The sequence below is a fragment of the Eoetvoesiella sp. genome (assembly GCF_035555955.1).
GTDB lineage: Bacteria > Pseudomonadota > Gammaproteobacteria > Burkholderiales > Burkholderiaceae_B > Eoetvoesia.
The window spans coordinates 60,700-82,232 of the sequence record NZ_DATMGA010000007.1 but is presented as its reverse complement, the minus strand read 5'-3'; the positions used below and the strand labels follow the sequence as shown (position 1 = coordinate 82,232).

The 21,533-nt window shown below is 62.8% G+C and carries 25 protein-coding genes and 1 other RNA gene; 14 read left to right on the top strand and 12 right to left on the bottom strand.

The window, feature by feature from the left end:
* Nucleotides 1–194 (top strand): hypothetical protein (locus VNT00_RS01430; protein ID WP_325583752.1); only part of this gene is annotated, 194 nt, incomplete at its 5' end.
* A gap of 197 nt (nucleotides 195–391) precedes the next feature.
* Here VNT00_RS01430 and msrA read toward each other — a convergent pair.
* Both msrA and VNT00_RS01420 read right to left on the bottom strand, forming a co-directional pair.
* Nucleotides 392–940, bottom strand: coding sequence for a peptide-methionine (S)-S-oxide reductase MsrA (msrA, locus tag VNT00_RS01425; protein ID WP_325583750.1), 549 nt, complete (start codon nucleotides 938–940; stop codon nucleotides 392–394).
* An 84-nt stretch (nucleotides 941–1,024) separates the two neighbouring features.
* Nucleotides 1,025–1,312, bottom strand: coding sequence for a c-type cytochrome (locus VNT00_RS01420; RefSeq protein ID WP_325583756.1), 288 nt, complete (start codon nucleotides 1,310–1,312; stop codon nucleotides 1,025–1,027).
* Nucleotides 1,313–1,627: 315 nt separating this feature from the next.
* On the opposite strand from VNT00_RS01420, the gene lgt reads away from it, so the two are divergent.
* Nucleotides 1,628–2,422 carry a prolipoprotein diacylglyceryl transferase gene (gene lgt, locus VNT00_RS01415; protein ID WP_325583748.1) on the top strand — a complete coding sequence of 265 codons (795 nt, stop codon included), beginning with the start codon at nucleotides 1,628–1,630 and terminating at the stop codon, nucleotides 2,420–2,422.
* On the opposite strand, the gene VNT00_RS01410 is transcribed toward lgt, so the two are convergent.
* The 4 genes from VNT00_RS01410 to VNT00_RS01395 all read right to left on the bottom strand — a co-directional run bounded on the left by VNT00_RS01410 (nucleotide 2,376) and on the right by VNT00_RS01395 (nucleotide 4,257).
* Complete coding sequence (locus tag VNT00_RS01410; RefSeq protein WP_325583746.1) at nucleotides 2,376–3,242, bottom strand: SIMPL domain-containing protein; 867 nt, start codon at nucleotides 3,240–3,242, stop codon at nucleotides 2,376–2,378. The two genes, lgt and VNT00_RS01410, sit on opposite strands and share 47 nt — an antisense overlap.
* Before the next feature lie 52 nt (nucleotides 3,243–3,294).
* A non-coding RNA gene (ssrS, locus tag VNT00_RS01405) (6S RNA) lies at nucleotides 3,295–3,479 on the bottom strand.
* A gap of 59 nt (nucleotides 3,480–3,538) precedes the next feature.
* Complete coding sequence (locus VNT00_RS01400) at nucleotides 3,539–3,847, bottom strand: cell division protein ZapA (protein ID WP_325583744.1); 309 nt, start codon at nucleotides 3,845–3,847, stop codon at nucleotides 3,539–3,541.
* Nucleotides 3,848–3,852: 5 nt separating this feature from the next.
* Complete coding sequence (locus VNT00_RS01395; RefSeq protein ID WP_325583742.1) at nucleotides 3,853–4,257, bottom strand: hypothetical protein; 405 nt, start codon at nucleotides 4,255–4,257, stop codon at nucleotides 3,853–3,855.
* A 237-nt stretch (nucleotides 4,258–4,494) separates the two neighbouring features.
* Here VNT00_RS01395 and VNT00_RS01390 point away from each other — a divergent pair, with 237 nt between their 5' ends.
* Entirely contained in the window at nucleotides 4,495–5,406 is a 912-nt protein-coding gene (locus tag VNT00_RS01390) for an NAD(P)-dependent oxidoreductase (RefSeq protein WP_325583740.1), read from the top strand.
* 31 nt (nucleotides 5,407–5,437) lie between these two features.
* On the opposite strand, the gene VNT00_RS01385 is transcribed toward VNT00_RS01390, so the two are convergent.
* Nucleotides 5,438–5,995, bottom strand: a complete 558-nt coding sequence (locus VNT00_RS01385) for an RNA pyrophosphohydrolase (protein WP_325583738.1) — start codon at nucleotides 5,993–5,995, stop codon at nucleotides 5,438–5,440.
* 62 nt (nucleotides 5,996–6,057) lie between these two features.
* On the opposite strand from VNT00_RS01385, the gene VNT00_RS01380 reads away from it, so the two are divergent.
* The 11 genes from VNT00_RS01380 (at nucleotide 6,058) to VNT00_RS01330 (ending at nucleotide 16,021) form a co-directional block, all read left to right on the top strand.
* Entirely contained in the window at nucleotides 6,058–7,797 is a 1,740-nt protein-coding gene (locus VNT00_RS01380) for a proline--tRNA ligase (protein WP_325583736.1), read from the top strand.
* A 96-nt stretch (nucleotides 7,798–7,893) separates the two neighbouring features.
* A complete protein-coding gene (ybgC, locus tag VNT00_RS01375) occupies nucleotides 7,894–8,313 on the top strand; it encodes a tol-pal system-associated acyl-CoA thioesterase (protein ID WP_325583734.1) in 420 nt (139 codons plus the stop codon).
* A gap of 2 nt (nucleotides 8,314–8,315) precedes the next feature.
* On the top strand, nucleotides 8,316–8,990 hold the full coding sequence (gene tolQ, locus VNT00_RS01370; RefSeq protein ID WP_325583732.1) for a protein TolQ: 675 nt from the start codon (nucleotides 8,316–8,318) through the stop codon (nucleotides 8,988–8,990).
* Nucleotides 8,990–9,442 carry a protein TolR gene (tolR, locus tag VNT00_RS01365; protein WP_325583730.1) on the top strand — a complete coding sequence of 151 codons (453 nt, stop codon included), beginning with the start codon at nucleotides 8,990–8,992 and terminating at the stop codon, nucleotides 9,440–9,442. Before tolQ ends, tolR begins: the two co-directional genes overlap by 1 nt.
* A gap of 47 nt (nucleotides 9,443–9,489) precedes the next feature.
* Complete coding sequence (tolA, locus tag VNT00_RS01360) at nucleotides 9,490–10,653, top strand: cell envelope integrity protein TolA (protein WP_325583728.1); 1,164 nt, start codon at nucleotides 9,490–9,492, stop codon at nucleotides 10,651–10,653.
* Between the two features lie 81 nt (nucleotides 10,654–10,734).
* Entirely contained in the window at nucleotides 10,735–11,976 is a 1,242-nt protein-coding gene (gene tolB, locus VNT00_RS01355; RefSeq protein ID WP_414650862.1) for a Tol-Pal system beta propeller repeat protein TolB, read from the top strand.
* A 34-nt stretch (nucleotides 11,977–12,010) separates the two neighbouring features.
* Nucleotides 12,011–12,505, top strand: a complete 495-nt coding sequence (gene pal / locus VNT00_RS01350; RefSeq protein WP_325583724.1) for a peptidoglycan-associated lipoprotein Pal — start codon at nucleotides 12,011–12,013, stop codon at nucleotides 12,503–12,505.
* A gap of 75 nt (nucleotides 12,506–12,580) precedes the next feature.
* Nucleotides 12,581–13,270: a tol-pal system protein YbgF gene (gene ybgF, locus VNT00_RS01345; RefSeq protein ID WP_325583723.1), complete on the top strand. Its 690-nt coding sequence runs from the start codon at nucleotides 12,581–12,583 to the stop codon at nucleotides 13,268–13,270.
* Entirely contained in the window at nucleotides 13,267–14,319 is a 1,053-nt protein-coding gene (locus VNT00_RS01340) for a FecCD family ABC transporter permease (protein WP_414650861.1), read from the top strand. The genes ybgF and VNT00_RS01340 overlap by 4 nt, the downstream gene beginning before the upstream one ends.
* Nucleotides 14,316–15,131: an ABC transporter ATP-binding protein gene (locus tag VNT00_RS01335; RefSeq protein WP_325583717.1), complete on the top strand. Its 816-nt coding sequence runs from the start codon at nucleotides 14,316–14,318 to the stop codon at nucleotides 15,129–15,131. The genes VNT00_RS01340 and VNT00_RS01335 overlap by 4 nt, the downstream gene beginning before the upstream one ends.
* Before the next feature lie 50 nt (nucleotides 15,132–15,181).
* A complete protein-coding gene (locus tag VNT00_RS01330) occupies nucleotides 15,182–16,021 on the top strand; it encodes an alpha/beta fold hydrolase (protein ID WP_325583715.1) in 840 nt (279 codons plus the stop codon).
* Here the strand turns inward: VNT00_RS01330 and VNT00_RS01325 are convergent.
* From VNT00_RS01325 to VNT00_RS01305, 5 genes are all read right to left on the bottom strand, one after another.
* Nucleotides 15,993–16,550, bottom strand: coding sequence for a copper chaperone PCu(A)C (locus tag VNT00_RS01325; protein ID WP_325583713.1), 558 nt, complete (start codon nucleotides 16,548–16,550; stop codon nucleotides 15,993–15,995). The genes VNT00_RS01330 and VNT00_RS01325 overlap by 29 nt on opposite strands.
* A 131-nt stretch (nucleotides 16,551–16,681) precedes the next feature.
* Nucleotides 16,682–17,773 (bottom strand): BMP family ABC transporter substrate-binding protein, encoded by a 1,092-nt coding sequence (locus VNT00_RS01320; RefSeq protein ID WP_325583710.1) that lies wholly within the window; start codon nucleotides 17,771–17,773, stop codon nucleotides 16,682–16,684.
* Nucleotides 17,774–17,890: 117 nt separating this feature from the next.
* A complete protein-coding gene (locus tag VNT00_RS01315; protein WP_325583706.1) occupies nucleotides 17,891–18,808 on the bottom strand; it encodes an ABC transporter permease in 918 nt (305 codons plus the stop codon).
* Nucleotides 18,808–19,869 carry an ABC transporter permease gene (locus VNT00_RS01310; RefSeq protein WP_325583703.1) on the bottom strand — a complete coding sequence of 354 codons (1,062 nt, stop codon included), beginning with the start codon at nucleotides 19,867–19,869 and terminating at the stop codon, nucleotides 18,808–18,810. The genes VNT00_RS01315 and VNT00_RS01310 overlap by 1 nt, the downstream gene beginning before the upstream one ends.
* Nucleotides 19,856–21,391: an ABC transporter ATP-binding protein gene (locus tag VNT00_RS01305; RefSeq protein ID WP_325583701.1), complete on the bottom strand. Its 1,536-nt coding sequence runs from the start codon at nucleotides 21,389–21,391 to the stop codon at nucleotides 19,856–19,858. The genes VNT00_RS01310 and VNT00_RS01305 overlap by 14 nt, the downstream gene beginning before the upstream one ends.
* Nucleotides 21,392–21,533: the final 142 nt, after the last annotated feature.

Below are 21,533 nucleotides of genomic sequence, written 5' to 3'. Positions count from 1 at the left end.
TGTGTGCCGCGAAAGAACGTAACTATAGCAAGCCTTTTTCCACCGCGCAACTCGCTTTGACCCAAATTCCTCCCCAACACCAGGCAATCCCCCTCCCCCTTCCCCCTAACCCCTTGATCGGATTCGGGGATTTTTTTTACGAAAGAATGAAATTTTTTTTACCGGGCCGGCGCGCACCTTCGGACCAAGCCTGAAAGCCGTCACGAAAAACCTGTCTTGAAGGAAGAACGGCATAGGAACGTTGGCAAAAGGCCGTGGCCGCCAGGGGTGCCGGCCTGCCGACGGATCAAGCGTCCGGCAGCACAACAGACACCCAAAGCGTGGCCACGCTTTTCATGGCCCGGCCGCTCTCCTTATGTAGTTATGTAGGTATGGCGCGGCTTTACATTGGTTACGCCCGCAGCAGCGGCGCGAACTTCTGGCGCAGCTTGGCCATCTTGGGCGAAATGACCATCTGGCAATAGCCCTGCTGGGGATGCCTGGCGTAATAGTCGCGATGGTAGTCTTCGGCGGGCCAGAACTTTGGCGCGGGCTCGAGGCGGGTTTCCAGCTTGCGGCCCAGCAGCTCCTGAGTCTGCGCCATGACCTTGCGCGCCACTTCTTTTTGTTGCTCGGTTTCATAAAAGACAACCGACGCATACTGCGTGCCGGCATCCGCCCCCTGCCGATTCAAGGAGGTGGGGTCGTGCGTAGCAAAAAATATTTCCAGTATGGTTGCCAGGTCGACGACGCCCGGGTCGAAGCCGACCCGCACCACCTCGACGTGATCGGTATCGCCGCCGCATATCTGTTCATAGCTCGGGTTCTCGCTGCGGCCTCCGCTGTAGCCCGACATGACGGTGCGCACGCCGCGCACCGCCAGGAACACCGACTCGGTGCACCAGAAGCAGCCGCCGCCCAGGGTGATGAACTCAAGTTCGGAAGTTTCTGTGTTTTCCATTATGGATCCTCATGGATGCTTCGGTTTCAATCTGCTCGATCACCTCGCCGGCGCACGCGCCGGTCAATGATGCACGGCAAGCCCCTATTTTTTTGCATCGGCATCGGCCAGCGACAAAATCCATTTTGCCAGTTCGCGCGCCTCGGTCTCGCTGACCTGCGGCTGGGCCGGCATGGGAATGGCGCCCCAGCGGCCGCCGCCGCCGCTACGGATGCTGTGCGCCAGGTAATCGACGGCCCCGTCATGGCCGGCAAAGCGCTGGGCCACGGCCTTGAAGGCTGGGCCGACCCGCTGCCTGTCCACGGTATGGCAGGCAATGCAGTTCTTGGCCTGCGCCAGGCCCAGCCCCACGGTTTGCGCCCGCGCCGGCATGCTTGGCACGCCCGCAACCAGCAAGGACAGCGCGACGACAAACGCCGACGGCGCAACGGCGGAGCCGCGTGCCTTTTTGTTGAGCTTGAACCACATCGACATGGCCATGAAACTTGCCTTCTTGTACTTGGATGGCATAAAAGTAATCGCCATAAATAATTCGCGCCCGCAGAGAGAATTCAGGATATAGAGGGTATTATCGGCCAGACGGCGGCGCAACGCCACGCAACGGCGCATCAAGCGGCGCCATTCGTGCGCGTTTTTTTGCATGACCGGCGCAAACTCGTTCAAACCACTCGTCATAGAAAACCTCTTATGCTCCAGTACCCAAAGTTTGACCCCATCGCCATACAAATCGGGCCTGTCGCCGTTCACTGGTACGGGCTCATGTACCTGGTGGGCTTCGCGCTTGTCTGGATTCTTGGACGCTGGCGCATCCAGCACGGCAAAAGCAAGCTTACCGTGGCCGATCTGGAAGACCTGATCTTTTATTGCGTGCTTGGCGTGGTCATTGGCGGACGCCTGGGCTATGTACTGTTCTACCAGCCTTCCCAATACCTGGCTCACCCGCAGGAAATCTTTTACCTTTGGCAGGGCGGCATGTCGTTCCACGGCGGCCTCATCGGCGTCATTACCGTGTTGCTGCTGTTTGCCCGCAAGAAAAAATACCGGTTTCTTGAAGTGGGCGATTTCATCGCCCCGCTCATCCCGCTTGGGCTGGCGGCCGGCCGCCTGGGCAACTTCATCAACGGCGAACTCTGGGGCCGGCCCACCACCATGCCCTGGGGCATGGTTTTCCCGCAAACCGGCGACGGGATTCCGCGCCACCCATCCCAACTTTACGAAATGGGACTCGAAGGCTTTGCCTTGTTCGCCATTCTATGGTGGTTCGCCAGAAAGCCGCGCCCCGTCGGGCAAATCAGCGCGGTGTTCCTGATGGGCTATGGCGTATTCCGCTTCCTGGTGGAGTTCACCCGCGCCCCCGACGCCTTTCTGGGCCTTTTGGCCGGAGGACTATCGATGGGGCAGCTATTGTCGCTGCCCATGATCGTCATTGGCGCGATTATTTTTTTCCTTTCAGGAAAATCGAACCGCGCACCGACACCGTGACGGTTTCGGTTCCGCCCTCGAGCGGCACGGCGGCCTTGTCGGCGGCCATCGCCATCATGCGCGGGGCCGGCTGATAAGGCTGCGCGCCCGAGCCGCCCAGTTCCACATTGCGCAATGCATACGAGGAATAGCCGAAGGCATCGGTCAAAGCCTGGGCCCGCTGCTGGAAGGCCTTGACGGCTTCGGCCAGAAGGCTTTGCTCGGCCTTGGCCCGGGCTTCGCGCGAGACCGAGAAGGCCAGGCCGGAAATGGGCATGCGGTCGCTCAAGGTATTGGCAAGCTTCGAGGCGGCCTCGAAGTCGGTGGACTCGAGGATGATTTCGCCGCGCCCGCGCCACGAGGTGATCTTGCCGCTTTTATCGGTGAACGGATACAGGCTATAGCTGCCGCTGCGCGCCTTGACCTTGGCATTGCCCTTGGCCTGATCCATGACGCTGTTCAGCGTTTTGCCCAGCTCGGCGGCGACCTTGGCCTGCGACGCATCGGTCAGCTCGGCCGCCAGCGTGATCTTGACCGTGTCTTGCGCCACCACGGACGATGCCTCGGCGTTCAGCGAGGCCTGGGGCCATTTGGCCGCGGCCTGGGACGCTGCGTCGGGCGCCTGCGCATAGGCCGGCGCCTGGGCCGTGAATGCGCAGGCCAGGGCCAACGCTCCCGCGCACAACAGTTGTTTACGCTTTATTCGACCACGCACCAAAGCGCAAGCCTCGGACTTCAGGCCGAGGCCAAGCGAGGCAAGGTCGATACGGCGCCGAAGGCGCCCCCGCATTGTGGAGGAGAGGCTCCGGCCTTCGGGCCGGAGTTCTTCAAATTGATTCATGCTTTTTCCCCATAAAAGAAAAAGCCCGTCGTGGAACGACGAGCTTTTTGAAAAATGCCCCGCCTGTGCCGTCTAGACCGGCATCCTGGAACCGAGGGTTCAAGGTTGGTCGCCATCAGTCAAACTCTGGGATCACCAAGTTAAGGTGTTCACGCCTGTTTGTCAATCCGGCAACCGATATGCCATAAGCATTGGTTCAAGGAATGTATGGTCGTGTCACAAACACTGCAGGGACTAAGGGTTAGGCTACGCCGACCGACACGGCCGCGCAACCAGTATTGGGTTACCGACTTTTATTATTTACCTGGGGAGGCTCCGATTACTTGATCGATCATGCTGTTCATGTCGTCGATTTTACGCTTGAAATCGCCAACGGCGACATTGCTGAGCGGTCCGTCAGGCGCGCGCATGGCCAGCAGCTCGGCCGCGATCTGGATCGCGGCCATGACGGCAATGCGTTCGTTGCTGGCAATTTTACCAGAGCCTTTCACCCCCAGCATGCGCTGGTCGACAAGCCGGACCGCCGCAAGCAGGGCGTCTTTTTCGTCTGGGGCGCAGGCCAGGGAATAGTCCCGCCCCAAGATGGATACATCGATGCGTTCCATGGCTGTTACTCCTGAGGCGCGCCAGGCAGACGCTCTAGTATGGCATCGATGCGGTCTTTGGCCGCGCTTGCCGCGGCGCGCAGCCGATCCGCCTCGGACTGGCTGGCCTGCAGGGTTTGCGAGACCTTGTCGTAGTCGGCCTTGTAGCGCGAGGCTTCGAGCCGCAACTCGAGTTGGGCGGCTTCGGCCTGAGCCCGCACCGCGCCAATCTCGTTGTCGTGTTCGGAAAGGCGCTGCGCCACGGAAGCGTGCTCGTTCAGCTGGCGGGCCAACTGATCGCGCAGTGCGCTGCGTTCTTGCTCCAGCGTGGTAAGCCGCGCCTGCAGCGACGCCCGCTCGGCCTGAAGCTGGCGGGTCAACTGCACCATTTGCCCGATGCGGGCAGCGAGGGTATCGAGATCTTGCAACATGGGCGTTATCGTAAACCATCCCTCCCCCCGGTGGGAAGACAAGATGGGCTTCAATTTGAATCAAGAGTGAAAGCATAACTGAAAACCGGCGCCCGTCCCATCGAACGCATCGAACGCGCAAGCGCTGGTCTACAATGTTCCGGCCATCCGAGCAAAGGCTTGAAGCGGCCTTTGCATTTACTGCCTATAAATCAAAAAACTTCTTTACGAATCAAAAAAGCCTACCTGGAGATACGCATGCCGTCCATTGCCGAAAAAACCTATGCTCCCGCCGCCAGCCTGAACGTCGCATTCCTGGGGCTGGGCGTAATGGGCTACCCGATGGCCGGGCACCTGAGCAAGGCGGGGCACCGCGTCACGGTCTATAACCGCAGCGCCGGCAAGGCCCAGGCCTGGGTGGCGGAATTCGGCGGCAAGGCAGCCGCCACACCGCGCGAAGCAGCGCAAGAGGCGGATATCGTATTCAGTTGCGTGGGCAACGACGACGATCTGCGCAGTGTCGTGCTGGGCGAAAACGGCGCGCTGGCGGGCATGCGAGCAGGCGCTTTGTTCGTGGACCACACCACCGCCTCGGCCCAGGTCGCACGTGAACTGCACGCGCAAGCGGCCAGGCACAATGCCGGTTTTGTCGATGCCCCGGTCTCGGGCGGCGAAGCGGGCGCGGTCCACGGCCGGCTCACCGTCATGTGCGGCGGCGAAGCCGGGCAGTTCGCCGTCATGGAACCCGTGGCCCGCGCCTACGCGCAGGCCGTGACCCTGCTGGGCGAGCCGGGCTCGGGCCAGTTGTGCAAGATGGTCAACCAGATATGCATCGCCGGCATCCTGCAGGGGCTGGCCGAGGCCATCGCCTTCGGCAAGACGGCCGGCCTGGATATCGAACAAGTGCTCCAGGTCATCGGCAAGGGCGCGGCCCAAAGCTGGCAGATGGACAACCGGGGCAGCACCATGGCCCAGGGCAAGTTCGACTTCGGCTTCGCCGTCGACTGGATGCGCAAGGATCTGGGCCTGGTGCTAAGCGAGGCCAGGAACAACGGCGCCCGGCTGCCGCTCACCGCCCTGGTCGACCAGTTCTACGCCGACGTGCAGCACATGGGCGGCAACCGCTGGGATACTTCCGCGCTGATCGCCCGGCTCGACGGCAAGAACTGAGCCCGCCGGGCCCTGGCGCGCCAGTGGCACGCTAGCCGGCCGTGGGCGCCTGATCTTTGTCGGGCGCCGCGCCCCCGCGATGCGCGCGCTGGCGCAAATAGCGGATGTCCTGGCCGCGCTTGAACAGCACGCCGGCCAGCTCGTTGAGCGCCTGGGTGTATACCTCGCGCTTGAACTCGATGACGGCATCGAGCGGAACCCAATAGTGGTTCCAGCGCCAGGCGTCGAATTCGGGGTGCCGCGTGGCGCGCAGGCAGACGTCTGAATCGCGGCCGACCAGCCGCAGCAAAAACCAGATTTGCTTTTGTCCTTTGTACAGGCCGCGCGAATCGCGCCGAACGAAATCGCTGGGCACGTTGTAGCGCAACCAGTCGCGTGTCCGTCCCAGGATGCGGACATGATCGGGCAGCAAGCCGACTTCTTCGTGAAGCTCACGATACATGGCTTGCACTGGGCTTTCACCGTGTTTGATGCCGCCTTGCGGGAACTGCCAGGCATGCTCCCGAATACGCTTACCCCAAAAAACCTCGTTTTTATGGTTTACAAGGATAATGCCGACATTAGGACGGTAGCCTTCGCGATCTAACATGGGCCACCTCTATAAACTTATACAATTACGTCCAATTATACGTATCTGTCGAGAACCCTACCATGCGCGCATCCAAGTATCACATCAACACCCTCAAAGAAGCTCCCGCCGAAGCCGAGGTCATCAGCCACCAGCTCATGACCCGCGCCGGAATGATCCGCAAGGCGGCGGGCGGCATCTATACCTATATGCCCCTGGGCCTGAAGGTGCTGCGCAAAATCGAAAACATCGTGCGCCAGGAAATGAACGCGGCGGGCGCCATCGAACTGCTGATGCCGGTGGTGCAGCCGGCCGAACTCTGGATGGAGTCGGGCCGCTGGGAAAAATACGGCGCCGAACTGCTGCGCATCAAGGATCGCCACCAGCGCGATTTCGTCCTGCAGCCGACCTCGGAAGAAGTCATCACCGACATCGCGCGCAACGAAATCCATAGCTGGCGCCAGTTGCCCGTCAACTTCTACCATATCCAGACCAAGTTCCGCGACGAGCGCCGCCCCCGCTTCGGACTGATGCGCGGACGCGAGTTCACCATGAAGGACGCCTATTCCTTCGACCGCGACGAAGCCTCGGCGCAGGCCAGCTACGACAATATGTATGCCGCCTACATGCGCATATTCGAGCGGCTCGGCCTGGAATTCCGGGCGGTGGCCGCCGACACCGGCTCCATCGGCGGCTCGCGCAGCCACGAATTCCAGGTCATCGCCGACACCGGCGAGGATCTGCTGGTCTACAACCCCGACTCGCAATACGCGGCCAACATCGAATTGGCCGAGGCCCCCTGCCTCATCACCGAACGCGGCGCGGCTGCCGAAGCGCTGGTCAAAACGCCCACCCCCGACGCGCAAAAGTGCGAGGCCGTGGCCGAACTGCTGCAGCGCCCGCTGTCGGACACCGTCAAGTCCATCGTGCTGGCCACCGAGCCCGAGGAAGAAGGCGGCCAGGCCGCCCTGTGGCTGCTGCTGCTGCGCGGCGACCACGAGCTGAACGAAGTCAAGACCGGCAAGCTTGCCGGCCTCGATCGCGGCTATCGCTTCGCCACCGACGCCGAAATCAAGCGGGCGTTCGGCTGCCCGCCCGGCTACCTGGGCCCCATCCAGACGCAAGAGCCCATGACTGTCATCGCCGACGCCACCGTGGCCAACATGAGCAACTTCATCTGCGGCGCCAACGACGAAGGCTTCCACTACACCGGAGTCAACTGGGGACGCGACCTGCCCGAACCCACCATGGTGGCCGATCTGCGCAACGTCGTCGCCGGCGACCCCGACCCCCGGGGAGGACAACTGGCGATTCAGCGCGGCATCGAAGTCGGACACGTGTTCTTCCTGGGCGACAAGTACTCCAAGGCGCTGCAGGCCACGTTCCTGGAAACCGACGGCAAGCCGGCCGTTTTGCAAATGGGTTGCTACGGCATCGGCATCAGCCGCATTTCCGCCGCCGCCATCGAACAGAACCACGACGACAAGGGCATCATCTGGCCCAAGGCCATCGCGCCGTTCGAAGCGGTCATCTGCCCCATGGGCTTCCACAAGAGTGAAACAGTGCGCAACACCGCCGAAACTCTGTACCGGCAGCTTCAGGAACAAGGCGTGGACGTCATGCTGGACGACCGCGACACGCGGCCCGGCGTCATGTTCGCCGACTGGGAGCTCATCGGCGCGCCGCTGCGTATCACGGTGGGCGATCGCGGCCTGAAGGACGGCATCGTCGAATTCCAGGATCGCCGCAGCGGGCAGTCCGGCAATATCCCCGTCGGCGACGCCCTGGCCCATGCAATAGAGCAATTAAAATTATTACGCTGAATTACACTTGGCCCCCACTGGAAGGCCGAAAGGTTTATTATGTGCCCGACGCCCGGCCTGAATTCGCCGGGCTTGTCACGTCGCTCAACGAAACCCATGTCAACTGAAACGCCCAAGCAGACGCTGGATATACGCGTATATTACGAAGACACCGATACCGCAGGGGTGGTGTTCTACGCCAACTACCTGAAATTCTTCGAAAGAGCACGCACCGAATGGCTGCGGAATCTGGGGGTAAACCAATCCGAACTGGCCAGGCGCGAACACCGCATGTTCGTGGTCAAGGGCGCCGACATCCAGTACCGCAAACCGGCCAGGCTGGACGACCTGATCACCATACACAGCCAGATCGTGCGCCTGGGCCGCGCCTCGGTCGACTTCAAGCAGCAGGCCGAGCTTGCCGGGGAACTGCTTTGCGAAAGTAACATCCAAATATGCTGTGTGGATACGGAAACATTCCGGCCCGCGGCATTGCCCCAAGAACTCAGAACTCTCCTGGAAAAGGTTCAAAACTAATCATGCACGCATCCAGCGACATCTCGTTGCTTTCTTTACTGGTCAATGCCAGCGTCCCGGTACAACTCGTGATGCTCATCCTGCTGGGCGTTTCCGTACTGTCCTGGACCTATATTTTCAGCAAGCGCGCGGCGCTCAAGCGCGCCAACGAGCAAACCCGGCGCTTCGAGGACGACTTCTGGGCGGGCGGGGATTTGTCCGTGCTGCAGCAATCGGTCGCCACCCGGCGCGACGAGCACGGCGCCCTGGCGCGCATCTTCGACTCGGGCATGACCGAATTCATCAAGGCGCGCCGCAGCAACGGCACCAGCGACGCGCTGCTGGACGGCCCGCGCCGCGCCATGCGCGCCACCTACCAGCGTGAAATGGACGGCCTGGAGTCCCACCTCAACTTCCTGGCCTCGGCCGGCTCGGTCAGCCCCTACATCGGCCTGCTTGGCACGGTCTGGGGCATCATGCATGCCTTCCTGGGCCTTTCCACCATGCAGCAGGCTACGCTTTCCGCCGTGGCTCCCGGCATTGCCGAAGCCCTGATCGCCACGGCCATCGGCCTGTTCGCGGCCATTCCGGCCGTCATCGCCTACAACCGCTACACCAACGAAATCGACCGCCTGTCTATCCGCTTCGACAGCTTCATAGACGAGTTCCTCAATATCTTGCAACGTCAGGTCCGCTAATGCCTTCGAACCGTGGCTCCACCGGCCGGCACGGCCGCCGCCTGAAGAACGAAATCAACGTGGTTCCCTACATCGACGTCATGCTGGTGCTGCTGGTCATCTTCATGGTGACAGCGCCCATGATCACGCCGGGCGTCATACAGCTGCCTTCCGTCGGCCAGGCGGCCGAGGTGCCCGTCACGCCGCTCGAAGTGCAAATTTCCGAAGACAAATCCATTTCCGTGCGCATGCGCACCGCCGGGTCGGAGTTCCAGCAAATCAACAGCCAGAACCTTGTCAGCGAAGTGCAATCGCGCAGCACGGCGGATACGCCGGTCGTCATCGCCGCCGACGGCCGGGTGCCCTATGAAGAGGTAATGAAAGTCATGGATGAACTGCGCAGCGGCGGCATTACCCGCCTGGGCCTGCTCGTCGACCAGAAGTCGAGCGCCGACACGGGCAAGAAGAAATAAGCCCGCATGCCTCCAGGCTCGCCAACGGACAACCCCCCAAGCCCCCCATGAAGCACACCAAGACCAGGCCCGCCAACACTCCCCTCGCAAGAACACCCGAGCAACGGGACGAGCGTCGCGGGCTGGTCTATGCTGTCAGCGCCCACTTGCTGGTATTTTTGCTGATGCTGTTCGGCTTCCTGTCGTCGCCTCCCAAGAGTCCCAACCCGGTCCAGGTCGAACTGTGGGCCAACGGCACCACCCCCACGGCGGCCGAGCCGGAGCAATCCGACGCCCAGACTCCGCCCGAACCCGAGACGCCCCCTCCTCCCAAGCCCGCCCCCCAGCCAAAGCCGGAACCTGAGCCCGAGCCTCAACCTCAGCCCAAACCCACGCCCGCGCCGCCCGTGGCCACGCCTCCCAAGCCAGCCGTCGACCCCGACATCGCGCTTGAAAAAGCGCGCAAGGAACGCGAGAAGCAGGAGCAGGAGCGCCTGGCCGCCGAAAAGGCGCAGGCCGAGAAGAAAGCGGCCGAGAAAGCCGCCGCAGACAAGGCCGCCAAGCTGGCCGCCGAAAAAGCATTGGCCGAGAAGAAAGCCGAAGAGGCCAAAGCCAAGGCCGAGGCTGAAAAGAAGGCCAAGGCAGAAGCCGAAAAGAAAGCGGCAGAGCAAAAGGCCAAGGACGACGCCCGGAAAGCGGCTGAACAAAAAGCCGCGGAGCAAAAGGCCAAGGAAGCAGCCGAAGCCAAGAAGGCAGCCGAACAAAAAGCTGCCAAGGAAGCCGCGGAGAAGGCAGCCGCCGAGAAGAAGGCCGCGGCAGCCAAAGCCGCCGCCGAGAAAGCCGCCGCTGCCAAACGCGACGCCATTCGCGCGGCCATGCGCGGCGACGCCCTCGGCGCTGCGGGCATTCCAGGCGGCACGGCCGACCGCAACCAGCGCGGCGGCGGTGGCGGCGACGGCGGCTATGCGGCCCTGATTCGCCAATGTGTGGAACCCAAGGTTATTTACCCGATTCCGCCCCGCAACGGCCCCAACCCCACAGTACAATACAGAGCTACACTGGATCCCGTGAAGCATACGGTCACCAAGGTGGACATCCAGCGATCCTCGGGAATTCCCGGCTTCGACCGGGCGGTCGAGGCGGGCATCAAGGCCTGCACCCCGTTCCCGAAACCACCTAATGGCAAGTATCCCTCGTCCATCGAAGGAAACTACCAAATGTATCCACAATAGGAGATTACCGATATGACAGTTGTCACTTTCGCGAAAGCCGCCTCCCGCGGTTCGTGGAGAACCTGGCTTTCAGGGCTGGTCATGCTGCTGGCAACCTTCTTTGCCGCTACGCAGGCCAATGCCCAGCTTCGCGTCGACATGTCAGGGGTGGGTGCCACGCAATACCCGATCGCCATCGCCGATTTCTCGGGCGATCCGCAGGGCCAGTACGTGGCCGAAGTCATCCGGGCCGACCTGACCCGCTCGGGCCAGTTCCGCCTGATCAGCGCTGCCGGCGCCAGCCTTACCGCCGAAACACCGGTTTCCTACGACGACTGGCGCTCGCGTGGCGCCGATTACCTGGCCTACGGCTCCATCAGCCAGTCCGGCGGCCAATATTCGGTCAGCTACCGTCTGGGCGACTCGGTGCGCAAAAGCCAGCTCGACGGCGTAGCGTTCACCGGATCCGAAAAAGAACTGCGCCGCATCGCGCATCAGATCGCCGACCGCATCTACGAAAAAATCACCGGCGTGCGCGGCGTGTTCTCGACGCGCATCGCCTACGTGTTGCAAAAAGGCAACACATATGAGTTACAAATTGCAGACGCCGACGGGCAAAACCCGCAAGTCATGCTGCGCTCCAAGCACTCCATCATTTCGCCCTCGTGGTCGCCCGACGGCAAAAAGCTGGCCTACGTCAGCTTCGAAAGCAACAAGCCCGTCGTGTACATCCAGACCTTGGCGACAGGGCAGCGCTTCCCCATCGCGAACTTCAAGGGCAACAACAGCGCGCCAACCTGGTCGCCCAACGGGCAACAGCTTGCCGTGGTGCTTTCGCGCGACAGCATCTCGCAAATCTACACCATCAATGCCGACGGATCGAACCTGCGGCGCGTCATGCGCTCGCCCCTCATCGACACCGAACCGCAATACACGCCGGACGGCGGTTCGCTGGTCTTCACCAGCGACCGCGGCGGCGCGCCGCAAATCTACCGGGTCGATCTTGCCAGCGGCAATGCCCAGCGAATCACTTTCAACGGTAGTTACAATGTTTCACCAGCCATCTCGCCAGATGCCAAGAACCTGGCGTACGTTACTCGCAGGGACGGAGCATTCCGCATCGGGATGCAAAACATGAGCACCGGCGGCGAACAATTACTGACCGCAGGGCCGGACGACGAATCACCCAGTTTTGCGCCCAACGGCATGCAAATCCTCTACAGCTCGGTTCAGGGCGGCCGCAGCGTTCTGGCCGTGGTGTCGATAGACGGCCGGGTACGCCAGACCTTGTCGGCACTCGATGGCAAGGTACGCGAGCCTACCTGGGGCCCGTTTACCAATTAGTTTTTAGTGTGACTCTTTTCTTAAAGGAACTTAAATGAGCTCGCGCATTGCAAAAAGCCTAAGTATTGCTGCATTGGCCGCCACGTTGGCAGCTTGCAGCTCGGTCCCTCTCGACCAGAACGCCGGTAAGGGTTCGGGCTCGGAAGGCGCCAACGCTGGGCAGGTCATGGATCCGTTCAACCCTCAAAGCCCGCTTGCGCAACAGCGCTCGGTCTACTTCGAGTTCAACAGCTACGTCGTGCCCGATCAATACCGCAACCTGGTTGAAATGCACTCCTCGTACCTCACCAGCCACGCCCAGCAGAAAATCCGCATCGAAGGCAACGCCGATGCCCGCGGCAGCTCCGAATACAACCTGGCCCTCGGCCAGCGCCGTTCCGACGCCGTCGCCCGCATGATGACCCTGCTTGGCGTTCATTCCGACCAGATCGAAGCCATCAGCTTCGGTAAAGAGCGTCCCAAGGCGCTTGGCAACACCGAAGCCGACTACGCTGAAAACCGCCGTGCAGATATCGTTTATCAACGTTAATATCTAGGCGTTGGTCGCAACAGCGCCGTGGCGGCTTTTCCGCCGCGGCGTTTTTTTATTTGAACGGAAACCACAATGAGCGTCTCTTCACTACCATTGCGCACAATACTGCTGGCTGCATCGCTTTCCATCACGGCGCTTGCCTGCGCTCCGGCACATGCCTTTGCCGACGACGACGCGCGGCGCGCCATTCTGGATCTGCGCCAGCAAATCAAGCAGCTCACCGATCAAAACCAGAACGCGCGCCTGCAACTGGCAGACCAGATGGAAACCATGCAGCACGAAATGACGGAAATGCGCGGGCAGCTCGAGCGCATCCGGTGGGAGCTGGAGGTCAACAAACGCTCCAGCGAAGATCAATCCGGCGGCAACTCCATCCAGGTCGGCAACCCCCAGGAACAGGCGGCGTTCAACAACGCCATGGGCTTGTTCCGCAGCGGCAAGTACAAAGAGGCCGCCTCCGGCTTCGGCACCTTCCTCAGCAACTACCCGAGCAGCCAGCTGGCCGCCGAAGCCAAGTTCTACCAGGGCAGCAGCCAGTACGCCAGCAAGGACTACAAGGGCTCCATCCAGAATCTGCAAAGCATGGTCCAGGCCAGCCCGACCGATGCGCGCGCTCCCGACGCGCTGCTCATCGTGGCCGCCAGCCAGATCGAGCTCAACAATATGGCGGGGGCCAAGGCCAGCCTGCAAAAAATCATCAAGGACTATCCGAAAAGCTCCGCCGCCGACACGGCCAAAAGCCGCCTGAAGCTGCTGCAATAATGCCGGACGCCGGATCCGCCGCCCGCGGCCATCTGCGCCTCTCGAGACGTAAAAGCACCGGGCTGGCGTTGCTGGGCGCCGCCGTAATCGGCCTGCTGGCGCTGGATGCGCTGGTCGGGCCAGCGGGCCTGCTCGGATCCGAGGCCCTGCGCCAAGCACTAAGCGGAGCGGGCATGGGCTCCGACACGGCTCTCGGCCTTATTGTCTGGGAAATCCGCCTGCCCCAGGCCCTCATGGCCCTGTCCATCGGCGCGGCCCTGGGCCTGGCGGGCGCCGAAATGCAAACTGTCCTGGACAACCCCCTGGCCAGCCCATTCACGCTGGGCATCTCTTCGGCCGCCGCCCTGGGCGCCGCGCTTACCCTGGTTCTGGGCCTGCATGTGCCCGGTGTATCCGATTCCTGGGCTTTGACGGCTACCGCCTTCGTCTTCGCGGCGGCCTGCGCCGCGCTGCTCGACGGAGTGGCTCGCAGGGCCCGCCTGGGCGCCGCGGGCATCGTCCTGTTCGGCATTGCCCTGGTGTTCACCTTCAATGCCCTGCTGTCCCTGGTGCAGTTCGTGGCCAATGCCTCGGCGCTGCAGGACCTGGTCTTCTGGATGATGGGCAGCCTGGCGCGATCGAGCTGGCCCGGAGTGATCGCCATGCTGGCCGCCCTGCTGGCCGTGGCGCCGTTCTCCATGCGCAGCGCCTGGCAACTCACCGCTCTGCGCTTCGGCGAAGAGCGGGCCGTCAGCTTTGGCGTGGATACGCGCCGCGTGCGCCGGGCCGCGCTGCTGCGGATCAGCCTGCTCAGCGCGCTCGCCGTCTCGCTGGTGGGCGTCATCGGCTTCGTGGGGCTGATCGCGCCGCACATCGCCCGCAGCTTTTGGGGCGAGGACCACCGCTGGTATCTGCCCGCCAGCGCGCTGGTCGGCAGCGCCATCCTCATCGCCTCGGCAATCGCCGCGAAACTCGTCAGCCCGAGCTTCGTCCTGCCCGTTGGCATCGTGACCACACTGGTGGGCATACCCTTCTTCGTGGCCGCCGTCATGCGCCGGCAGGCCGCATGACGGCCATGGCCGACAGCACGCCACAAGCCGCCGTGGAAGGCCTGCGGGTATCGGGCCTGAACACCCGCCTGCGCGGCCGCCCCATACTCGAGGCGCTGAGCCTTCCGCAGCTTTCACCCGGCTCGCTGGTTGGACTGCTGGGGCCCAACGGCAGCGGCAAATCCACATTGCTCAAAAGCCTGGCCGGCCTCGTACCGTCGTCATGCGCCGGGCTGAGCCTGGCGGGCCGCGACCTGCGCGCGCTGAATGCCAGCGACCGCGCCGAATACATCCGCTATTTGCCGCAAACCCTGCCAGGCGACATCCACCTGACCGTCATCGGATCCATGCAGGTTGCGCTGCGCGCGCGGCGGCCGCTGGACCGCCGCGACGAGTTGCCGGCCATCGTGAACGCCCTGGAAGAACTGGGTATCGCCCATTTGGCAAACCGCTATCTGGACGAATTGTCGGGCGGCCAAAAGCAGCTGGTCGGGCTGGCCCAGGCGGTTTGCCGCGAGCCCGACGTCCTGCTGCTGGACGAGCCGCTGGCCTCGCTGGACTTGAACCACCAGCACCACGTCATGCAGATGCTTGGGCAATTGACCCGGGAGCGCAAGCTGTTGACGCTGATCGTCCTGCACGACCTGAACAACGTCCTGCGGTATTGCGACCAGGCCCTGCTGATGCGCGGCGGCAAGCTCGTCGGCAGCGGCGCGCCAGACGCCGTCATCACCGAGCAATCCCTGGCCGCCACGTTCTCGATCCGGGCCCGGCTGGAAACCTCCAGCCAGGGCCTGCCCTATGTCCTGGTCGACGGCCGATTGCCCGACTAGGGCCTGTTGACACTTTGCCAACAGGCCCCAACATCGCACATCTGTTCCAAATGCCTCACGCCGATCTCAATCTTCCGCAATTTTTCGCCGACGAACTCGACTACCCCTTTGCCTATACCCGGGCGGGCGCGGGCGACGTCCTGCTGCTGGTTCACGGCTCGCTGTGCGACTACCGCTACTGGCGCTGGCAATTCGCCGCACTGGGCCAGCGCTGCCGCGTCATCGCCCCCAGCCTGCGCGGCTACTGGCCCGGTGCGTTCCAGGCCGCGGATCCGCGCTTCAGCGTTGCCCAGCATTGCCAGGACCTGGTTGATTTCATACGCCTTCATTTGGGCGGACAGCGCGTGCACCTGCTGGGGCACTCTCGAGGCGCGCACGTCGCCCTGGAGGCGGCCCTGGCGGCCCCCGATCTGGTTCGTTCGCTGATACTGGCCGACCCCGGCTTTCGCATCGGACAGGAAGGCGGCACGCGCGCCCTTTTGCGCAAGACGGTGGATGCCCTGCAGGCGGGAAATGCCGACACCGCGCTGGAAAGCTTTGTCGACACGGTCAACGGCGAAGGCACGTGGCGTCAAATGGTGGGCTGGTTCAAGACCATGGTGCGCGACAATACCGGGACCTTGCTTTCGCAGATCAACGAGGCCGACCTGATGTTCGAGGCGGATCGCGCGCAGCAGTTGCAATGCCCCGTGCTGCTGCTGGGCGGCGCGAACAGCCCGGCCAGATACCGGGTGGTCATGGACGCGCTGCAGGCCCGGATTCCGCATGCCCAGCGCGACACCATCGCCCTGGCCGCGCATGGCATGAACCTGGCCAACCCCAGGGCGTTCAACGAGCGGGTGGCGAGGTTCTTGTCCGCGCTTAATGAACCAGGGTATTGGCCGGCTTGACCTCGCAAGCGGCCTGGGCCTTCTCGCCGGAATCGAACAGGAACTCCATGTCGACGGAGCTGCCCACCGCGATGGGACCATGCGCTTTTTCCAGCATGGCGTGATAGCCGCCGGGTTTGAATTCAAGCTTGCCCTTGGCCGGGATGGTGATGTCGTGCGTCATGGACATTTTGCTCATGCCGCCTTCGGTGGTGGTTTTGTGCAGCATGATCATGCCGTAGGCCTGCGAGGTCGCCGACTTGAGCTTGGCGGGAGCAGAGCCCGAGTTGTGCACGACGAAATAGCCCGCTGAAGGGCTGGGCTGGGGCAAAGCGCGGATCCAGCAGCCGGACACCGTGAGTGTGCTGGAGACCTTGGCTGCCGAGGCATTCTGCGCATGGTCGTGACCCATGACCATGGGCGGTTCCATGTCCTTCATGGTTTTCATCTCTTGCGTGCTCTTCATGCCCTGCATGTCCTGCATGCCGGGCGCGGCAACGGCCGCGGCGCCGATAAACGCCAGCCCGGCGAACGCAAATGCCAATTTCATGTCGACTCCCTATCTTTGTGAACGGATCTATGTGAACGAATGCAGTTTACTCCGAAGAGCAGTGCGTGCCCCAAGGCAAAAAGCAAAAGCCGGCGGCCTTGCGGCTGCCGGCTTTCCGGGGGTGGCGGCGCTTATTTGCTGGTGGGCAGTTTGCCGACGATGCCCTGCACGTAGTAGTTCATCTGGTTCAGGCCCTTGTCGTCGAGCGAACCCTTGGCCAGGATGGTCTTGCCTTCGTTGGTGACGATGGGCGCATCGAACGGGGTCAGCTTGCCGGCGATGATTTCGTCGCGCTTTTCCATGACCAGTTTCTTGACGTCGTCGGGCACGGCCGGGCCGAAGCCTTCGATGACGGCCATGCCTTCCTTGAGGCCGCCCCAGGTGCTGTCGGGCTTCCAGGTGCCATTGATGACGTCCTGGGCTTCCTTGGTGAAGTACTTGCCCCAGTGGTGGGTGACCGCCGCGATTTGCGCGTGGGGGCCGAACTTGATCATGTTGGAGTGGTAGGCCACGGCATACACGCCTTTTTCCTCGGCTACCTGCACGGTCGCGGTGGAGTCGGTGTGATGGGTGAGCACGTCGGCGCCCTGGCCGATGAGCGCCAGGGCGGCGTCACGCTCTTTGCCCGGATCGAACCAGCTGTTGACCCAGATGACGCGCACCTCGGCCTTGGGATTGACGCTGCGCATGCCCCGGATGAAGGCGTTCATGCCCTGCAGCACCTCGGGGATGGGAAACGCCCCCACGTACCCGGCGATATTCGTCTTGGTCATCTTGCCCGCCACGATGCCCGCCAGATAGCGGGCTTCGTAGAAGCGCGCATTGGTCGTGGCCACGTTGGGCGCGGTTTTGTAGCCGGTGGAATGCACGAACTTCACATCGGGAAACTGCTTGGCGACCTTGAGCGTGGGGTTCATGTAGCCGAACGAGGTCGTAAAGATGAGCTTGTTGCCCTGCTGCGCCAGATCGCGGATGACGCGCTCGGCATCGGCGCCTTCGGGGACGTCTTCGACGTATTGCGTCTTGACCTTGTCGCCGAGGTTCTTTTCCATTTCGCGGCGGCCGAGGTCCTGCTGCCAGCTCCATCCGGCCTCGCCGACGGGGCTGACGTAGACAAAGCCGACTTTCAGCGGCGTATCGGCGGCATGGGCATAGCTGGTCAATGCCATGGCGGGCACGGCGGCAAGCGCCAACAAGGTACGGCGTATCAGTTTCTTATACATGGCTTCTCTCTCTGGGTGAATGATTGGACATTCCGTTTTTATCGTTCCGGTTTGCGGTTGGGCTGGCCGGCGACTCGAGGCCGCCGGAACCGGGGCTGGACTGCGCCGAACCGCGCACTATGCGTTGGGATTGAAATTCTTGCCAAGCGACGCCGGCATGTTGAGCCTGATCCACCCCGCATTGCGCGATATTAAGACCAGAACCACGACGGTTGCAAGATAGGGCAGCATGGACAGCAACTGCGAGGCGATGGGCACGCCGCGCGCCTGCATGTAATAGGAAAAAATGGTGATGCCGCCGAACAAATAGGCCCCCGCCATGACCCGCACCGGCCGCCAGGTGGCGAAGGTGGTCAGCGCCAGGGCTATCCAGCCACGCCCGGCCACCATGTTTTCCACCCACATGGGCGTATACACCAGCGACATGAAGGCGCCGGCCAGGCCGCAGCACGCGCCGCCGAACAGCAGCGCGTACAGGCGGATATGGCGCACGTTGTAGCCGAGGGCATGGGCCGACGACGGGGATTCCCCCACCGAGCGCAGGATAAGGCCGGAGCGCGTGCGGTACAGGAACCAGACGATGGCGGCGCACAGCAGCAGCGACAAATACACAACCGGATGCTGGCGGAACAGGGCCGTGCCCAAAAAGGGAATGTCTTCCAGAAAAGGAATGCCGTAGGCATGGTTGCTGAGGGTCTTGCCCACATAGTCGATGCCCAGGTAGGCCGAAGCGCCCGCGCCGAACAAGGACAGCGCCAGGCCCGTGGCCACCTGGTTGGCGCCCAGCCACACCGTGAGCCACGCAAACAGCGCGGCAAGCGCCATGCCCGCGCAGGCTCCGGCCAGAAAGCCCAGCGGCGAGCTGCCCGAGTCGACGGTCACGGCAAAGCCCACCACCGCCGCCATCAGCATCATGCCTTCGGCGCCCAGGTTGATGACCCCGGATTTTTCATTGACAAGCAGCCCAAGGGCAGCCAGCATGAGCGGCGTGCCCGAATTGATGGCGGCTGCGACAAGCGGTGCCAGCGCGTCCATTATTTCCTCCAGCGCAATTTATTGTGGATGAGGACGTCGCAGGCCAGCAGCGAAAACAGCAAGATGCCCTGGAACACGCCCGTGATGGCGCTGGGCATGCCCAGGCGCGATTGGGACAGCTCGCCGCCTATGTACAGCAGCGCCATGACGAAGCTGGAGAAAATGACGCCAAGCGGATGCAGGCGGCCCACGAACGCCACGATGATGGCGGCAAAACCATAACCCGGGGACACCGACGGCGTGAGCTGGCCGATGGGCCCCATGACTTCGCAGGCGCCGGCAAGGCCCGCCAGGCCGCCCGAGACCAGCATGGAGATCCACAGCGACTTGCGCGCCGAAAACCCGGCGTAGCGCGCGGCGCGCGGCGCCATGCCGCCCACCTGCAGCTTGAAGCCCGAAAAGCTGCGCGCCATGAAGACCCAGCCCAGCAGCGCCGCCAGTAAAGCCAGAACGATGCCCAGATGCAGCCGCGTGCCCGGAATGACCATGGGCAGCAGGAAGCCGTCGGAAAACAGGCGCGACTGCGGAAAGCCGAAACCGTCGGGATCCATGAGCACGCCGTGCACCAGGTAGCTGAGCAGCAGTTGCGCCACATAGACCAGCATCAGCGACACCAGGATTTCGTTGGCGTTGTAGCGGTCGCGCAGCCAGGCAACGATGCCGCCCCAGATCGCCCCGCCCACGGCGCCGGCAATCAGGGCCAGGGCGATGAAGAGCGCCCCGCCCCCCTCGCCGTGATCGAAATACAGCACGACCGACCCCGCGGCGATGGCGCCGATGACCAACTGGCCTTCGGCCCCGATATTGAAATAGTTGGCGCGAAAGCAAATGGCCAGCCCCACGGAAACCAGCAGCAGCGGCGCGACCTTGACACCCACCTCGGTCCAGCCGCGCAAGTCCTTGATGGGCTCGAGGAAGAACACGCCCAGGCTGGTCCATGGGTCTTTACCCACCGCCGTGAACAGGATGATTCCGCACACGACCGTAAGCAACACCGCCAGAACAGGCGAAAACCACGACATGAACCTGGAGGGGACGGCGCGGGGTTCAAGCCTGAGCATGGCGCGCCTCCTCGCTGGCATTGGTTTGCGGCCACAGGCCGCTCATCCATCGCCCGACCTGATCGAGGCTGGCTTCGGACGTCTTGATCGACGGCGAAAGCTTGCCTTTGGCCATGACGACCAGGCGGTCGGAAATCTGGAACAGCTCGTCGAGCTCTTCGGAAATGACGAGCAGCGCACAGCCCTGGTCGCGCAGCGCCAGAAGCTCGCCGCGGATCTGCGCGGCCGCGCCGACATCGACCCCCCATGTGGGCTGCGCCACCAGCAGGACCTTGGGCCGGCGGCTGACTTCGCGCCCGACGATGTACTTCTGCAGATTGCCTCCGGAAAGGCTGGCGGCCAACGCGTCGGCCCCGCCCGCCTTGACATGGAAACGCTCGATGATGTCTTGCGCCGTGCGGGCGATTTCGCCGGTGCGCACCATGCCGAAACCCACCGTCGCCCCGGTTTGGTGCGACAACAGGATGTTTTGCGCCAGGCTCATTTCGGGAACGGCTCCGCGCCCCAGCCTTTCTTCGGGCACGAAAGCCAGGCCGTGGGCCCGCCGCCAGGCCGCCGAACGCCGGCCCATGGGCTGGCCCCCGAGTAAGATGGAGTCGTTGGCCGCGCGCGGATCCTCGCCCGACAAGGCGGCCAGCAGTTCTTGCTGGCCATTGCCCGAAACGCCCGCCACGCCAAGAATTTCGCCGGCGCGCACCTCGAAGTCGATGCCGCGCAATTCGACGGCGAAGGGATGGCTTTTTCCCAGCGACAGATTGCGCGCCGCCAATATTTCGGCGCCGGGGGTGCGTTCGCTTAGCGACGTGGCCGCCGGCTCGGAGCCGATCATGAGCCGGGAAAGACTGGCCTCGGTTTCTTCGCGCGGATCGCACACGCCCGTAACCTTGCCCCCGCGCATCACGGTGCAGGTATGGCACAAGGCGCGGATTTCGTCCAGCTTGTGGCTGATGTACAGAATGCTGCAGCCTTCGGAAGCCAGCTTGCGCAGGGTATCGAACAAACGGCCGACAGCCTGCGGCGTCAGCACCGAGGTGGGTTCGTCCAGGATGAGCAGTTGCGGCTTTGCCAGCAGCGCCCTGACGATTTCCACCCGCTGGCATTCGCCCACCGACAAGGTGTGCACATGGCGGGCCGGTTCGAGTTCCAGCCCGTACTGGCGGGCGGTGTCGGCGATGCGCTGCTCGAGTTCGGCGATTTTTGTGTCGGGCGGCAGGCCCAATGCAATGTTCTCGGCGACCGTCAAGGTGTCGAACAGCGAAAAATGCTGGAACACCATGGCGATGCCAAGATGGCGCGCCGCCGCCGGATTGGCGATCTGCACGGGCTCGCCGTTCCAGATGACGGTGCCGGCGTCGGGCTCGACGGCGCCGTAGATGATTTTCATGAGGGTGGACTTGCCTGCGCCATTTTCACCCAGCACGGCATGGATTTCGCCCGGCTCGACCGAGATGCTGACCCCGTCGTTGGCGATGACAGCAGGATATTTTTTGGTGATTTTCTGCAGCTCGAGACGTAAGGTCATGTTTTTATGATTGGTTCGTATCGGTTCTTGCCAGAAACATTATCGAAGGCAGCAACACGCCAGGTCCGAAAAGCGGCATTATCCCACAAGGGCCACTATAGTTACCCCCTTTTCGCTTGCCAATCTAGCGATAATACCTAGA